General features: G+C 73.1%; 16 protein-coding genes. 12 read left to right on the forward strand and 4 right to left on the reverse strand.

Annotated elements, in window-relative coordinates; genetic code table 11:
* The first annotated feature begins 73 nt into the window (after nt 1-73).
* Entirely contained in the window at nt 74-460 is a 387-nt protein-coding gene (locus tag ACZ3UD_RS18975; RefSeq protein WP_465588460.1) for a DUF4345 domain-containing protein, read from the forward strand.
* Nucleotides 461-663: 203 nt separating this feature from the next.
* Entirely contained in the window at nt 664-1,206 is a 543-nt protein-coding gene (locus ACZ3UD_RS18980) for an MOSC domain-containing protein (RefSeq protein ID WP_465588463.1), read from the forward strand.
* An 82-nt stretch (nt 1,207-1,288) separates the two neighbouring features.
* Here ACZ3UD_RS18980 and ACZ3UD_RS18985 read toward each other — a convergent pair whose 3' ends face one another.
* The 4 genes from ACZ3UD_RS18985 to ACZ3UD_RS19000 all read right to left on the reverse strand — a co-directional run bounded on the left by ACZ3UD_RS18985 (nt 1,289) and on the right by ACZ3UD_RS19000 (nt 3,396).
* The gene (locus ACZ3UD_RS18985; protein ID WP_465588466.1) at nt 1,289-1,570 is read right to left on the reverse strand and encodes a metal-sensitive transcriptional regulator; all 282 of its coding nucleotides are present in this window, start codon (nt 1,568-1,570) and stop codon (nt 1,289-1,291) included.
* A gap of 113 nt (nt 1,571-1,683) precedes the next feature.
* A complete protein-coding gene (locus ACZ3UD_RS18990; protein WP_465588469.1) occupies nt 1,684-2,001 on the reverse strand; it encodes a heavy-metal-associated domain-containing protein in 318 nt (105 codons plus the stop codon).
* A gap of 136 nt (nt 2,002-2,137) precedes the next feature.
* On the reverse strand, nt 2,138-3,031 hold the full coding sequence (locus ACZ3UD_RS18995; protein WP_465588471.1) for a M56 family metallopeptidase: 894 nt from the start codon (nt 3,029-3,031) through the stop codon (nt 2,138-2,140).
* On the reverse strand, nt 3,028-3,396 hold the full coding sequence (locus tag ACZ3UD_RS19000; protein ID WP_465588474.1) for a BlaI/MecI/CopY family transcriptional regulator: 369 nt from the start codon (nt 3,394-3,396) through the stop codon (nt 3,028-3,030). Before ACZ3UD_RS19000 ends, ACZ3UD_RS18995 begins: the two co-directional genes overlap by 4 nt.
* Nucleotides 3,397-3,596: 200 nt before the next feature.
* On the opposite strand from ACZ3UD_RS19000, the gene ACZ3UD_RS19005 reads away from it, so the two are divergent.
* The 10 genes from ACZ3UD_RS19005 (at nt 3,597) to ACZ3UD_RS19050 (ending at nt 11,927) form a co-directional block, all read left to right on the forward strand.
* Complete coding sequence (locus ACZ3UD_RS19005) at nt 3,597-4,817, forward strand: trans-sulfuration enzyme family protein (RefSeq protein ID WP_465588477.1); 1,221 nt, start codon at nt 3,597-3,599, stop codon at nt 4,815-4,817.
* Between the two features lie 160 nt (nt 4,818-4,977).
* Nucleotides 4,978-5,493 carry a MaoC family dehydratase gene (locus ACZ3UD_RS19010; protein WP_465588480.1) on the forward strand — a complete coding sequence of 172 codons (516 nt, stop codon included), beginning with the start codon at nt 4,978-4,980 and terminating at the stop codon, nt 5,491-5,493.
* An 86-nt stretch (nt 5,494-5,579) separates the two neighbouring features.
* Nucleotides 5,580-6,407, forward strand: a complete 828-nt coding sequence (locus ACZ3UD_RS19015) for a class I SAM-dependent methyltransferase (RefSeq protein WP_465588483.1) — start codon at nt 5,580-5,582, stop codon at nt 6,405-6,407.
* Between the two features lie 29 nt (nt 6,408-6,436).
* Complete coding sequence (locus ACZ3UD_RS19020) at nt 6,437-7,477, forward strand: class I SAM-dependent methyltransferase (protein ID WP_465588486.1); 1,041 nt, start codon at nt 6,437-6,439, stop codon at nt 7,475-7,477.
* A 52-nt stretch (nt 7,478-7,529) separates the two neighbouring features.
* Nucleotides 7,530-8,426, forward strand: a complete 897-nt coding sequence (locus ACZ3UD_RS19025) for a diiron oxygenase (protein ID WP_465588489.1) — start codon at nt 7,530-7,532, stop codon at nt 8,424-8,426.
* Nucleotides 8,427-8,484: 58 nt separating this feature from the next.
* Nucleotides 8,485-9,390 (forward strand): class-II aminoacyl-tRNA synthetase family protein, encoded by a 906-nt coding sequence (locus tag ACZ3UD_RS19030; RefSeq protein ID WP_465588492.1) that lies wholly within the window; start codon nt 8,485-8,487, stop codon nt 9,388-9,390.
* 1 nt (nt 9,391) lies between these two features.
* Nucleotides 9,392-9,808 (forward strand): holo-ACP synthase, encoded by a 417-nt coding sequence (locus ACZ3UD_RS19035; RefSeq protein ID WP_465588494.1) that lies wholly within the window; start codon nt 9,392-9,394, stop codon nt 9,806-9,808.
* A 56-nt stretch (nt 9,809-9,864) separates the two neighbouring features.
* Nucleotides 9,865-10,107, forward strand: a complete 243-nt coding sequence (locus tag ACZ3UD_RS19040; RefSeq protein ID WP_393026934.1) for an acyl carrier protein — start codon at nt 9,865-9,867, stop codon at nt 10,105-10,107.
* 206 nt (nt 10,108-10,313) lie between these two features.
* Complete coding sequence (gene metF / locus ACZ3UD_RS19045; protein ID WP_465588497.1) at nt 10,314-11,270, forward strand: methylenetetrahydrofolate reductase [NAD(P)H]; 957 nt, start codon at nt 10,314-10,316, stop codon at nt 11,268-11,270.
* 12 nt (nt 11,271-11,282) lie between these two features.
* Complete coding sequence (locus ACZ3UD_RS19050) at nt 11,283-11,927, forward strand: maleylpyruvate isomerase family mycothiol-dependent enzyme (RefSeq protein WP_465588499.1); 645 nt, start codon at nt 11,283-11,285, stop codon at nt 11,925-11,927.
* Nucleotides 11,928-11,931: the final 4 nt, after the last annotated feature.

An 11,931-nucleotide genomic window follows, 5' to 3' on the forward strand; every position in this document is an offset into this window, starting at 1 on the left:
GCTAGCTTGGTAGACGCGTGTCAACTAAGCCCTGACGGCAGGTCAGGCGGACCGGTAGTGGGGTGATGGGCTCATGGCCAGGACGCTGCGGGTGTTCGCGTGGATCACGGGGGTCGCGTGTGTGGCGATCGGGTTCTTCCACGTACTGGGCGGAAACGCCGCGATCCCCGGGATCGCGGACCCCGGCCCGACGATCGACAGCTTCGCCCGCTTCATGGGCGCGATCTTCGCCGGGTACGGCGCGGCCTGGATCTGGGCCGCCCGGCAGGCGCCGGTGCCCGCCCGGGTGGTCCGGTGGTTGACTGCGGTGTTCCTGCTGGGCGGCCTCGGGCGGGTGCTGGCGATCGTCGTGGACGGGTGGCCGCACGGGTTCCAGGTGGTGCTGATGGCGATCGAACTCGGGCTCTCACCGGTGTACTTCTGGCTCGCCGACGCCGACGAGCGGGCGGTCCGGGCCTGAGCGGCCGGACGGTCAGAGGGCGAAGGTCCGCAGGTGGTCGAGGACCGTACCCGCGTCCGCCGTCGCCCCGGTGAGCGAGACGTGGCCGTCCGGCCGGACCAGCACCACGGCGTCCCCGCGCAGCCCGTACGCGCGGGGGCACCCGCGCGGAACTAGACTCCGAGGCCGATCGAACGTGCGTCCGCGAGGAGGGCCCGAAGCACATGAGCGGCACCGTGGTGGCAGTCAGCAGCAACGCCGAGTACTCGTTCAGCAAGCTGAACCGGGAGGGCATCACGCTGCTCGCCGGACTCGGCGTGGAGGGCGACGTGCACGCCGGGGTGACGGTCAAGCACCGCTCGCGCGTCGCGAAGGACCCGACCGCGCCCAACCTGCGCCAGGTCCACCTGATCCACCGCGAACTGCTCGCGGAGCTCGGCGAGTCCGGCTTCGACGTGGTGCCGGGCGCGCTCGGCGAGAACATCACCACCGAGGGCCTGGACCTGCTCGGCCTGCCGGTCGGCGCGGTGCTGCGGATCGGTCCGGAGGCGGAGGTGGAGATCACCGGCCTGCGCAACCCGTGCGCGCAGATCGACAACTACCGGACGGGGTTGCTGAAGCAGGTCGTCGGGCGGGCGGAGGACGGGGCGATCGTGCGCCGCGCCGGGATCATGGGCGTCGTCCGGGCGGGCGGGCCGGTCCGGCCCGGTGACGCGATCGTCGTGGAGCTGCCGGAGGGGCCGCACCGGCCGCTTGAGATGGTCTGATATCGATACCCCGACCCCGTACTGCGGAAGGCCCTCCGGCGGCACGTGCCGCCGGAGGGCCTTCCGCAGTACGGGGTCGGCATCAGGACCGGACCAGGCGGGCGATGGCCTGGTTGGCCTCGCGGATCTTGCCGTTGGCCTCCTGGCCGCCCTCGGCGATGGCGTCCCGGACGCAGCATTCGATGTGCTCGTCCAGGAGTTGGAGGGCGAAGGACTGCAGGGCGCGGCTGGCCGCGGAGACCTGGGTGAGGACGTCGATGCAGTAGGTGTCCTGCTCGACCATGCGCTGCAGGCCGCGGATCTGGCCCTCGATGCGGCGGAGCCGCTTGAGGAAGTCGTCCTTGTGGGGGCTGTAGCTGGCCATGGCCGTCTCCGGTTCCTGTGCGGTGAGGAGTGTTCCCACTCTACCGGGGCGCGGTGGGAGGGGAGTCGGCCCGGACGTACGGGGGTGCCGTCCGGGCCGACGGCCGGTCGGCCTCAGCCGTCGAGGCGGCCGACCAGGTCGTAGCCGGCCTCGTCGATGGCGGCGGCGACGTCGCTGTCGGCGAGCGGCTCGGTGCTGTCGACGGTGACCTGGCCGGCGGCGAGGTCGACCGCGACCTCGGTGACGCCGTCGACCTTCTTCAGCTCGGCGGTCACCGAGGTGACGCAGTGGCCGCAGGTCATGCCCTTCACCTGGAAGACCGCGCGCTCGGCGGCGGCGGTGGCGGGGGCCTCGGCGGCGCCGGTGCCGCACGAGCCGCAGCAGGAGGCCTCGGTGGCGGAGGGCTCGACGGTGACGGTGGTCTCGCTCATGGTGTGCTCCTGTCGTCAGTGCGTGCGGCGCCTTCCGGAGTGGTCCGGGCGGCTGCTTCACTTGCGAACATACCATACCCCCCTAGGGTAAATGGAAGGGTTCGGCTCGGCCTCGATTCCGCTACGGGGCCCGGCCTCAGCCCGGTGTCGGCCCGCAGGTGAGCAGGTACGGCGCCAGCGGCCCCAGCGCGATCAGCGCCACCGTCACCAGCCGAACCACGAACCGCGGCCGGGGCGCCGGGCGCAGCAGCCGCCGCATCCGCAGCAGGGTGCGGGCGCCGCCCGCCGGAAGGGTGGCGGGGGAGGGGCGCAGCGCGCCGACCTCGCACATCGCCGCCGCCAGGTCCTCGGGCCGGCAGGTGCGGGCCGCCCGGTCGTCGGCGAGCATCTCCAGCAGCGGTGCCACGTGCGCCCGCAGGCCCCGGCCGAGCGGCAGCGCCCGGAATGCGTCGGCGAGGCCGGCCCCGGCCACCAGCAGGACGTGGTGCCGCCCGGCCAGGTGGGCATGCTCGTGCTGGACGACGGCCCGCAGTTGGCCGTCCGTCAGCTGGGCGACCGTCCCGCTGCTGATCACCACCGGCCCCCGGTGCAGGCAGTACGCCACCGGCACCGGGTGGTCCAGCAGCACCGCCCCGAGCCGCGGGTCGGGCCGCCCGGCGAGGGTGAGCCGGTCCAGGTGGGCGGCCCGGTCGCGGCGGGCCCGGCGGGTGGCGCCGGCGATCCGGGCGAGCGGCCAGGCCGTGCCGAGCACGATCGGGACCAGGACGGCCGGGCCCTCGGCGCCGGAGACCGGCGCCCCGGGCTCGAACAGCGCCAACAGGCCGTGGGCGTGCGCCCGGGAGCCGGACAGCGCGAGGTGGTACCCGGCCAGCGCGACGGCCACGGTGAAGGTCGCCGCCAGCCCGAACCAGGCCGCCAGCGCGAGGGCCGGGGCCCGCTGCGGCCAGGCGGCCCGGGTGAGCGCGCCCGGCAGGGCCGTGCCGACCAGCCCGGCGTACAGCGCGAGGAGGAGCGCCGCCAGGGCGGTCATTCGGCGCGCTCGGCCAGCAGCGTCTCCAGCGCGGCGCGCAGTGCCTGCTGCTCCTCGGGGGTGATCTGCTCGGCGAAGGCCGCCAGGGCGGTGGAGCGGTCGGGGCTGGAGGTGAGGGCGTCGGCCATCAGGGCGGCGGTGTACTCCTCGCGGCTGCGCACCGTCTCGTACAGCCAGACCCGGCCCTCCTTGCGGCGGCGCAGGTGGCCCTTGTGGTAGAGGATCTCGGCCACGGTCATCACGGTGGTGTAGGCGATCCGACGGTGGGTGTTGAGGTCGTCCACGAGTCTGCGCACCGTGCTCGGGTCGCCCCAGGACCAGAGCCGGTCCATGATCTCCGCTTCGAGTTCGCCCAAGCGCCGCATCTCCGGTGCTCCCCTCGCCGTGGTGGTCGTCGCGTCCGTCATGGTAGGCGGTGGGTCGGCCGAGAGGGAGGGGGAACTACCAAAGGGGGGTGGGGTATGTGCAGGACGTCACAGCAAAAGCCCTGTCATCCTGAGGAATCATCCGGGCATTTCGGGATACCCCTTGCCAGTACCCGGGGGATCGGGCTCATTCTGGCGCCATGACGACTCTCGAACCGGCCGCGCCGGCGGCCGCCTTGACCTCACTCCCGTCCATCGACCCCCGCACCCTGGTGGTGCACGCCGCCGCCGAGGGCCGGACCGGCCCGCTGAGCGTGCCGATCCACCAGACCACCGGTTTCGCCTTCGACGACGCGGACGCGATCGCCGCCGCGATGGCCGGCCCGGAGGGCGACTTCGTCTACACCCGGCGCGGCAACCCGACGGTGCGCGCCCTGGAGCGGGCGGTGGCCGCGCTGGAGGGCGGCGCGGCGGCGATCGCCTCGGCCTCCGGCATGGGTGCGATGAGCGCCGTGCTGCTGTCCCTGCTCCAGCCGGGCGACCACGTGCTGGCCCAGAAGTGCCTGTACGGCGGCACCTACTCGGTGCTCTCCGACCTCGGTCGCCGCTACGGCATCGAGACCAGCTACCTGGACGCCGGGCACCCCGGGGAGATCGCCGCCGCCCGGCGGCCCAACAGCCGGCTGCTCCTGCTGGAGACCATCGCCAACCCGACCACCCGGGTCTGCGACCTGCCCGCGCTGCTGGCGGCCGGCCGGGCGCACGGGCTGCTCGGGGTGGTGGACAACTCGCTGGCCTCGCCGCTGCTCTGCCGTCCGATCGAGCACGGCGCGGACGTGGTGGTGCACTCCAGCACCAAGTACCTGGCCGGGCACAGCGACGTGCTGGGCGGGGTGGCGGTCTTCGCCGACCGCGAGCTGCACCGGGCCGTGTGGACCCGCGCGGTCGAACTCGGCGCCACCCCCGATCCGTTCGCCGCCTGGCTGACCATCCGCGGGCTGCAGACGCTGGCGGTGCGGATGCGCGCGCACGGTGAGAACGCGGCACTGCTGGCCGGGCGGCTGGCCGCGCACCCGGCGGTGGCGGCGGTGCACTGGCCGGGCCTGCCGCAGCATCCGGACCGCGCGGTGGCGGACCGGCTGCTGGACGGCTACGGCGGGATGCTCTCCTTCGACCTGGCCGGCGGCCGGGAGGCGGGCCGCCGCTTCATCGGGGCCGTCCGGCTGGCCCGCCTCGCGCTGTCCATCGGCGGGGTGGAGACCCTGGTGACCCATCCGGCCTCCACCTCGCACCGCGAACTGGGCGACGAGCAGCTCGGGGCGGCCGGGATCGGCCCGGGGACGGTCCGGCTGTCGGTCGGCATCGAGGACGCCGAGGACCTCTGGCGCGACCTCGGGCAGGCCCTGTCCGACCTGGTCTGACGCCTCCCCCGCCGGTCGGGGCCCTGGGCGCTTTTCCTGACTCTCTCGTTCTTTTGGGTTGACCAAATCATTGGCCGCTGCGTACGGTGAGGGAGTCTCAACAGCCCGCACCGGGGCCCGTGCGTCCAGCGCCGCCCGGTGCCGACGGCAGGGGGAATCCGTGTACTTCTTCGAGGACTTCAAGCCCGGCGACGTGTTCGAACTCGGCACCGTGACCGTGACCGCGGACGAGATCGTCACCTTCGGCGAGAGGTACGACCCGCAGCCCTTCCATGTGGACCCGGAGCTCGCGGCCGCCTCGCCGTACGGCGGGCTGATCGCGAGCGGCTGGCAGACCGCCGGCCTGTTCATGCGCCGTTACGTCGACGGGCTGCTCGCCGACAGCGCCTGCGTCGGCTCGCCCGGCGTGGACGAGATCCGCTACCACCGCCCGGTCCGGCCCGGGGATGTGCTGACCGCCCGGATGCGGGTCGTCGGCGCCGCCCCCTCGTTCGGCCGGCCGTCCACCGGGATCGTCCAGCCGCGCTGCGAACTCACCGACAGCGAGGGCCGGTTGGTCTTCAGCATGATCCTGCACAGCATCTTCGAGCGCCGCCTCGCCCGGAACGGCGGCGGCACGCCGCTCTCTGTGGACCCGGTCCACCCGGGCCCCGCGCGGCCCGTCCCGGCGGCGTAGACCCCGGCGTGAACCGCGGCGTACATCCCGACGTACGCCCCGGCGCGAACCAGCCCCCACCAGTCTCGACCCAGGGAGCCCACCCCATGGCCATGGAAGCAGTCTCGAAAACCGCCCAGTGGACGGCCGCCGCCCGCGCGCTGGAGTCCGAGCGGCCCGACGCCGTCTTCGTCGACCCGTACGCCCGCACCGTCGCCGCCGACACCGGCTTCACCCTGCTGGAGCGCTACGCGGGCGCCGGCACCGTCGAGTACCTGGCCATCCGCACCGGCTACCTCGACCGGGCGGTGGCCGAGGCGGTCGCCGAGCGGGGCATCCGCCAGGTGGTCTTCGTGGCCACCGGGATGGACACCCGCCCGTTCCGGCTGGACTGTTGGGCCGAGGGCACCAAGGTCTACGAACTCGACCGCCCCGCCCTGCTGTTGGCCAAGGACGAGCTGCTCGGCACGGCCGAGCCGCCGGCCGGCCTGACCCGGCACCCGGTGGCCGTGGACCTCGCGGGGGAGTGGACCGAACTGTTGCTGCTGGCCGGCTTCCGCCCGAACCAGCCCACCCTGTGGGTGATCGAGGGCCTGATGTTCTTCCTCGCCGAGGAGGACGTGCGCCGCCTGCTGGGCACCGTCCGCAAACTCTCCGCCGACGGCAGCGTGCTGCTCGGCGACTTCGCCAGCCGGGTGTCGCTGATCAACCCGATGGCCCGGCCGTTCCTGTCCGCGCTCGCCGAGGACGGCGCGCCCTGGCGGTTCGGCACCGACCAGCCCGAGGAGTTCCTCGCCGAGTGCGGCTGGCGGGCCCGCGAGGTGCGCCAACCCGGCGATGAGGGCGCCGAGTTCGGACGCTGGCCGTACCCGGTGGTGGCCCGCGACGTGCCGGGCGTGCCGCGGTCCTTCCTGTTCACCGCCGACCCGGCCTGATCAAGAATCCTGAGCCCCGGAGGTTCCCCATGACCACCCCCTTCCGCGACCAGGTGATCGACGACGCCGCCGCGGCCGTGCGCGGCCTGACCGTCGCGCTCGGCGAACGCCTCGGCCTCTACCGGGCGCTGGCCGGCGCCGGCCCGCTCACCGCCGAGGAGTTCGCCGCCAAGGCCGGGCTGGACCAGCGCTACGCCGCCGAGTGGCTGCACGCCCAGACCAGCGCCGACTACCTGGTGCACGATCCCGCCGAGGGCAGCTACCTGCTGCCCGAGGAGCACGCCGCCGTCCTGGCGGACACCGACGACCCGGCCTTCGTCGCCGCCTTCTTCACCGCCCTCAAGGCCCTCTACGCCACCGAGGACCAGCTGGTGCGCGCCTACCGCGAGGGCGGCGGCGTCGAGTGGTCCGACCACGACGACGCGCTGGACACCGGCATGGGCGCCTTCTTCCTGCCCGGCTACCGGGCGAACCTCGTCCAGCACTGGCTGCCCGCCCTGGACGGCGTGACCGACCGGCTGCGGGCCGGCGGCAAGGTCGCCGACGTCGGCTGCGGGGTCGGCCACTCGACCCTGATCATGGCCCGGGCCTTCCCGGAGGCCGAGTTCACCGGCTTCGACTACTCCGCCGCCGCGATCGAGCACGCCCGCGAACTGGCCCGGCAGGCCGGCCTCGCCGAGCGGGTGCGCTTCGAGGTCGCCCCCGCCGACGCCTTCCCCGGCCGGGACTACGACCTGGTCAGCTACTTCAACGTGCTGCACGACCTCGGCCACCCCGTCCCGGCCGCCCGGTGGGCGCACCAGGCGCTGGCCGAGGACGGCGTGTGGATGATCGTCGAACCCAACGCCCGCGCCGCCCTCGCCGACAACCGCAACCCGGCCGGCCGGATGTTCATGAGCCTCTCCGCCGTGATGTGCCTGCCGGTGGCCGCCGCCCAGCAGGGCCCGCACGCCCTCGGCAACCACGCCGGCGAGCAGGCCCTGCGCGCCATCGCCGAGGAGGCCGGCTTCACCCGCTGGCGCCGCGCCGCCGAGACCGCCGTCAGCGCGGTCTACCAGGCCCGCCGCTGAGACCTCTCGGACCTCTCGGACCTCTCGGACCTCTCGACCAGGAGTGACCACCATGACCACCGCGCCCGAGCTCCGCGTCACCGACCGCTTCCGCGAGCTCCTCGACCGCCTCTCCCAGAAGGCCATCGACGACTACTACAACCCGTACCAGCGCTTCGAGTGGCCCGAGCGCCTCGAAGAGGACCAGTGGTGGATGAGCCCCGAGCTCATCTCCCCGGCCGGCACCGCCGAGCTGGCGAAGCTGGACGAGGCCACCCGCAAGCGCCTCTCCAAGTGGGAGAGCATCAACTTCTACAGCCTGAACGTGCACGGCATCCGTGAACTCCTCATCGAGGTGGTCAACCGGATCCACACGCCGGGCTTCGAGGTCCCCTCGGACTTCTTCCACCACTTCATCGGCGAGGAGAACGAACACATGTGGTTCTTCTCCGAGTTCTGTCTGCGCTACGGCGGCAAGATCTACCAGCCGCCGGCGTTCAAGCTCGCCGCCCCGCGCCACGAGCCGGAGGTGGAGAACTTCCTGGTCTTCGCCCGGATCCTGTTCTTCGAGGAGATGGTCGACCACTACAACATGGCGATGGGGCAGGACGAACGGCTCTGCCGCACCATCCGCCAGGTCAACGCGATCCACCACGAGGACGAGTCCCGGCACATCGCCTTCGGTCGCGAACTGGTCGCCCACCTCTATGGATTGATGTGCGAGAAGGTGGACGGGAGCCGACTGCGCGAGGTCGAGGCGTACGTCAAGCGGTACATCGTCTACAGCCTCAACTCCTTCTACAACCCGGAGATCTACCGGGACGCCGGGATCGCCGACCCGCTCGCCCTGCGCGCCGCGATCATCGCCGACCAGGGCCGGCGCGAGGCCGAGCGGCGGGTGATCCGCAAGCCGATGGCCTTCTTCCGCAAGATCGGCCTGTTCGCCGACGACACCCTGCCGGTCGGCTGAGCCCCCCTGTGAGCCCCCTGTTGAGAACCCACGACCACCGAGACCCCACGAGGTACCGATGAGTCCCATCGAAGCACCACCGGTCCAGCCGGTCCAGCCGGTCCAGCCGGTCCGGCCGGCTCAAGGAGCCGAGCCCGGCGGCCTGTTCGCCCTCGGGCCGGAGGCCACCGCCCTGCTGCGCCTGCTCGACGACACCTTCGCCGGCTGGGGCATCCGGGCCGGGGCCGCCCCGCTCACCATGCCGGCCCTGCTGCCCGCCGCCGACCTGGCCCGGCTCGACTACTACGACAACTTCCCGCACCAGGCGATCCTGGCCGCCCCGCTCGACCTCGACGCGCGCGCCGGGCACCCCTTCGACACCGCCGCCGGCACCTTCCCGCACCAGGCGCTGGAACCGGCCGCGCTGGCCCTGCCCTCGGCCGCCTGCTACGCCGTCTACCTGCACCACGCCGGCCGCGAACTCGCCGACGGCACCCTGGTCACCGTGGTCGGCCGGTGCTTCCGCAAGGAGACCGAGTACCACGACCTGCGCCGGATCCTCGGCTTCCACATGCGCGAGGTGATCGCCATCGGCTCGCGCGAGCACACCGAGGCGCACCTGAGCGCCTTCACCGAGCGGATCACCTCCTTCGCCGAGGCGCTCGACCTGCCGCTGCGCAAGGAGGTGGCCACCGACCCGTTCTACGACCGCGGCGGCGCCCGTCTGCTGCTCCAGCAACTCTCGCCGGTCAAATGGGAGTTCCTGTACGACGGCCTGGCGATCGCCTCGGTCAACGTGCACCGCAACTTCTTCGGCGAGCGCTGCGGCATCACCGTCTCCGGTACCGGCGAGGCGGCCTTCACCAGCTGCGCGGCCTTCGGCCTGGAGCGCTGGCTCTCCGCCCTGACCCGCCGGCACGGCAGCTGGGAGGCGGCCACCGCCGCCGTCGAGCAGGCCGCCCGGCAGGCCGGTACGGCGGTCTGAGATGACCGCCGCCGCGGAGCCCGGGCCCCCCGCCGGCTGGGCCAACCTCGGCATGGACATCGTCTCGGCCGGGCGGGTGCGCGAACTGCTCGGCGAGCACGGCGAGCTGATCCTCGCCAAGCTGCTCACCGAAGGCGAACTGGCCGACTGCCGTACCCAGGACGGGATCAACGTGCTGGCCGTGTGCGGCCGGATCGCGGCCAAGGAGGCCGCCTTCAAGACCCTGCGGGTCGCCGACAGCATCCTGCCCTGGCTCGACATCGAGGTCCGCAAGGCCGCCGGAGGCTGGCCGCTGATCGAACTGCACGGCCGCGCCGCCCGGTTGGCCGCCGAGGCCGGCATCAGCGGGATCACCGTGAGCATCAGCCACGACGTGGACTACGCCGTCGCCGTCGGCGCGCCGATCCCGGCCGCCTGAGGCCCTCGAATCCACTGCCCCCACCCCCACTCGCACCACGACAAAGGAGTACGACCGTGTCCGACACCCTGCAGCCGATCAAGGCCTGGATCCTCAAGCGCCACCCCGAGCGGACCGACATCGCCCCCGACCTCGACCTGATCGAGAACCGGCTGATCGACTCGCTCTCCTTCGTCGAGTTCGTCTTCCTGCTGGAGCAGGTCAGCGGCCGGAAGATCGACATGACCGCGCTGGAGGTCGACCACCTGCGCACGCTGCGGATCATCGAGGAGCGCTTCCTCACCGCGGCCGTCCACTGACGCTCGGCGAACGCGCCCGTGCCGGACGCGGCCGCCGCCCTCGTCCCGAGCGGCGGCCGCGTCCTCCAACGGCTCTCGACCGGGCCTCAAGTCCGCATTGTGCCAGTGCTGTTGCGGTCGACCGGCAGGATTGGCGCGGCCGCCCGCGTACCGGGCCGGCCGCAGTCCTGGACAGCCGACCGACCCCACCACACGAGGTGACAGCCATGGACCAGACCACCCGGAGCGGCCCGCGCGGCTTGCGCGAGATCCTCGCGGCGGGCGAGCGGACGTACTCCTTCGAGTTCTTCCCGGCCAAGGACGAGGCCGGCGAGCGCGCCCTGTGGGCCGCGATCCGGCGGGTGGAGGCGGTCGCGCCGACCTTCGTCTCGGTCACCTACGGCGCCGGCGGCTCCTCGCGCGACCGCACCATCGGGACCACCGAGCGGATCGCCGCGCAGACCACCCTGCGACCGGTGGCCCACCTGACCGCCGTCGGCCACTCCGCCGCCGAACTCCAGGCCATCCTGCGGCGCTACGCGGACGTCGGCATCCGCGACGTGCTCGCGCTGCGCGGCGACCCGCCGGGCAACCCGAACGGCGCCTGGGAGCCGCACCCGCAGGGCCTGCGCCACGCGGTCGAACTGGTCCACCTGGTCAAGGAGTTCGGCGCCTTCTCGGTCGGCGTGGCGGCCTTCCCGGAGCGCCACCCACGCTCCGCGGACTGGGAGGACGACATCCGGCACTTCACCGCCAAGTGCCGGGCGGGCGCCGACTACGCCGTCACCCAGATGTTCTTCGAGATCGAGCACTACCTGCGGCTGCGCGACCGGCTCGCCGCGGCGGGCTGCGACACCCCGGTCATCCCGGAGATCATGCCCGCCACCGACGTCCGCCAGATCGCCCGCTTCGCCGAGCTGAGCGGTGCCTCCTTCCCGCAGGGTCTGGCCGGGCAGCTGGAGGCGGCCCGCGGCGACCGCGCGGCGGCGCACCGGATCGGCGTCGAGCACGCGACCCGGCTGGCCGAGCGGCTGCTCCGGGAGGGGGCGCCCGGCCTGCACTTCATCACCCTGAACCGCTCCACCGCCGCCCTGGAGATCCACCGCAACCTCGGGCTTGTCCGAGGGCAGGACCGCCTCCCGCAGGAGCGCGAGGCCCGACCACTGATCAGCAGTCCCATCTGACGGGAGAGCCCCATGATCACCACCCGCGACCCGGCACGCCCGGGCAGACTCCTGCGCACCGAGCGCGAGACCCTGCTGCCCCTGCTGCGCGACACCCCGCTGGAGCGGTTCGAGCTGCCCACCGCCTGTCCGGACTGGACGGTGCGCGAGCTGCTCGCCCACTGCGGCGCCGCGCTGATGCGCATCGTCGAGGGCCGACTGCCCGGATTCACCCCCGAGCACAACGCCGCCGACGTCGCCGAGCGTGCCGACTGGCCGGTGTGGCGGATCCTGGACGAGCTGGAGTCCGGCATGGCCGAGGCGGGCCCGGCCATCGAGGCGGCGGGCGGTGAGCTGGACGTGATCGCGCTCGGCGAGTGGGTGCACGCCGGGGACGTCCGGGAGGCGCTCGGCGTCCCCGGGGCGTACGAGAGCCGCGGGATGGAGGACGCGCTCGCCCTGCTCGCCACCGTCAGCCGCGAGCGCCTCACCCCGCGGGTCTGCGCGGTCACCCCGTGCGGGGACTGGGTGATGGGCAATGTCGTCGACGGCCGGGCGGCGGCCGAACTCAGCTGCGACGAGGGCACCTTGATCAGGATGTACACCGGACGCCCGGTCCGGCCGGAGCGCTACCGGCTGGCCGGGGCCGTCCGTGAGGAACTGGTCATCTACCGGTAGGTGT

The organism is Kitasatospora sp. NPDC023118 (genome assembly GCF_055560875.1).

Excerpts from the sequence above, each read along its gene's own strand:
- ACZ3UD_RS18975 (WP_465588460.1), top strand. The coding sequence starts at position 74 with ATGGCCAGGACGCTGCGGGTGTTCGCGTGGATCACGGGGGTCGCGTGT.
- ACZ3UD_RS18980 (WP_465588463.1), top strand. The coding sequence starts at position 664 with ATGAGCGGCACCGTGGTGGCAGTCAGCAGCAACGCCGAGTACTCGTTC.
- ACZ3UD_RS18985 (WP_465588466.1), bottom strand. The coding sequence starts at position 1,570 with ATGGCCAGCTACAGCCCCCACAAGGACGACTTCCTCAAGCGGCTCCGC.
- ACZ3UD_RS18990 (WP_465588469.1), bottom strand. The coding sequence starts at position 2,001 with ATGAGCGAGACCACCGTCACCGTCGAGCCCTCCGCCACCGAGGCCTCC.
- ACZ3UD_RS18995 (WP_465588471.1), bottom strand. The coding sequence starts at position 3,031 with ATGACCGCCCTGGCGGCGCTCCTCCTCGCGCTGTACGCCGGGCTGGTC.
- ACZ3UD_RS19000 (WP_465588474.1), bottom strand. The coding sequence starts at position 3,396 with ATGCGGCGCTTGGGCGAACTCGAAGCGGAGATCATGGACCGGCTCTGG.
- ACZ3UD_RS19005 (WP_465588477.1), top strand. The coding sequence starts at position 3,597 with ATGACGACTCTCGAACCGGCCGCGCCGGCGGCCGCCTTGACCTCACTC.
- ACZ3UD_RS19015 (WP_465588483.1), top strand. The coding sequence starts at position 5,580 with ATGGCCATGGAAGCAGTCTCGAAAACCGCCCAGTGGACGGCCGCCGCC.
- ACZ3UD_RS19020 (WP_465588486.1), top strand. The coding sequence starts at position 6,437 with ATGACCACCCCCTTCCGCGACCAGGTGATCGACGACGCCGCCGCGGCC.
- ACZ3UD_RS19025 (WP_465588489.1), top strand. The coding sequence starts at position 7,530 with ATGACCACCGCGCCCGAGCTCCGCGTCACCGACCGCTTCCGCGAGCTC.
- ACZ3UD_RS19030 (WP_465588492.1), top strand. The coding sequence starts at position 8,485 with ATGAGTCCCATCGAAGCACCACCGGTCCAGCCGGTCCAGCCGGTCCAG.
- ACZ3UD_RS19035 (WP_465588494.1), top strand. The coding sequence starts at position 9,392 with ATGACCGCCGCCGCGGAGCCCGGGCCCCCCGCCGGCTGGGCCAACCTC.
- metF (WP_465588497.1), top strand. The coding sequence starts at position 10,314 with ATGGACCAGACCACCCGGAGCGGCCCGCGCGGCTTGCGCGAGATCCTC.
- ACZ3UD_RS19050 (WP_465588499.1), top strand. The coding sequence starts at position 11,283 with ATGATCACCACCCGCGACCCGGCACGCCCGGGCAGACTCCTGCGCACC.